Below are 494 nucleotides of genomic sequence, written 5' to 3'. Positions count from 1 at the left end.
TCGATGGCATCCTGCAGCTCGACGGCTATCAGGGCTACAACCGGCTGACCCGCCCAACCCGAAAGGGCGGCGACCCGATCACTGTCGCCCATTGCTGGGCCCACGCGCGCCGGAAACTGAAGGAGGTCTTTGACCGCGATGGCTCCGGGATCGCCGACGAAGGCCTGCGCCGGATCGCGGAATTCTACCGCATTGAAGCCGAAATCCGTGGCATGGGCCCCGGCCAGCGCCTGTCCGCCCGAAAGGCCCGCACCGCGCCCCTGGTCGCCGAGTTCGGCGACTGGCTACAGGCACAGCGCCGTCGCATCTCGTCCAAGTCCCGCCTGGGCGAAAAACGCGCCTATATCCACCGCCATTGGGACGGGCTGCAGACCTTCCTCCACGACGGTCGTGTCGAAATCGACTCCAACTGCGTTGAGAATTTGATCCGCCCAATTGCCCTGACGAGAAAGAATGCGCTCTTCGCAGGCCACGACGAAGGCGGACGCTCCTGG

At 65.0% G+C, this 494-nt stretch carries 1 protein-coding gene; it reads left to right on the top strand.

Annotated features, from left to right (window positions below):
- On the top strand, positions 1 to 494 hold a 494-nt coding region (locus AX756_RS24855; protein WP_156461702.1), incomplete at both ends, for an IS66 family transposase.

It is taken from the genome of Aliiruegeria sabulilitoris (assembly GCF_001558155.1).
Taxonomy (GTDB): Bacteria; Pseudomonadota; Alphaproteobacteria; order Rhodobacterales; family Rhodobacteraceae; genus Tropicimonas; species Tropicimonas sabulilitoris.
The sequence above is the reverse complement of the archived record's forward strand: the minus strand, read 5'-3'. Positions and strand labels throughout refer to the sequence as shown.